Below are 1,209 nucleotides of genomic sequence, written 5' to 3' on the forward strand. Positions count from 1 at the left end.
TGGATTGAGTACCGAGTTTGCCAATAGTATCGGCGCGGCCACGGCTATCGCGATTATAGAATGGTACATGTGCCTGCTGTTCGCTTACAAAATAGTCACAGCCGGCAAGCAGCAATACCTGCCACAGCAGCACCAAGATAAGTAGACTTTTTCTAAATCCAGACTTCATAAGCAGCCTTTTTCTTTATTTTTTAATACAAAAGTTAACGCAACATTAATACAAAGAAAAGAGAGAAATTCAGAATTATTTTCAATTTTATTGTTTTAAATTAGATACTAGCCAATATTTATTAATTATCTAATCAGTATGATTTAAAGAAACATTGCGCCCATTTGGCATAACCATTTTCAATCTGTTTACGCCATGCCTGAATTTCGCTTTTGCTTACTTTTTTTGCTTCTAACATAGTGCTCTCCCTGAGATAATCAATAAGTTATACCACTACTACAAACTAGGCTTTACCAATCTGTTTGCCCAGCAGCCTGCCTTCTGGGCTTACGCGCCAGCTATCCAGTATATTGATAATATTGCTCTCCATCTGCTGCCATTGCGGCAGATAAGTACGGTTATAACTAATTGATACTCTGATATGAAATTTATCATTATAAAACATATGACTACAAAAATTTTTATGCTCAGAAAACTCGCAACCCATATAAGTTTTAATATTGCCGGCCTGATCTTTTTTGAGCAAAATATCCTTGGCATTAACATCCGATTTCCACGGTTCACCGGTTTTGGGATCAATGCCATTATTGGCCCGATATACGGTTAAGCCATACAGCGGCTGTGGCTGCTGGATATAATCAATATTGGAAACTTCTTTTGATATTTTAAAGCCTTCCTGCACATAGGCATTAAAATTCAGCGGCGCAGCATCATATTCACCATAGATAATGACATCGGCCCATGGAAAAGGTTTGCCATACGGGATTAAGGTTTCATTATCGCGGCGGTAATCCTCTTCTGTTTGCCGGAAAGAGGTATAAATATCGCCGTCAGTAATCCGATACAGGAAACCAAATGATTCAATCGGCAAGTCATAAGATTCTGGCGGGCGCTGGTATTTGGCTTTGATTTTCGGATCGGCAAAATCGCCCGGATCGCCGATATAGCGTGCCCAGCCATCAATCACGCCCGCGGGGATGCTGATGGATTGAGTACCGAGTTTGCCAATAGTATCGGCGCGGCCACGGCTATCGCGATTA

1 protein-coding gene is annotated in these 1,209 nt (G+C 40.9%); it reads right to left on the minus strand.

The genetic code is table 11. The annotated features are described in order from the left end of the window. Nucleotides 1-452: 452 nt before the first annotated feature. The coding region (locus BHC51_RS12580) for a hypothetical protein (protein WP_180296390.1) at nucleotides 453-1,209 on the minus strand (757 nt) is incomplete at its 5' end.

Source organism: Snodgrassella alvi (genome assembly GCF_002777745.1).
Classification (GTDB): domain Bacteria; phylum Pseudomonadota; class Gammaproteobacteria; order Burkholderiales; family Neisseriaceae; genus Snodgrassella; species Snodgrassella alvi_D.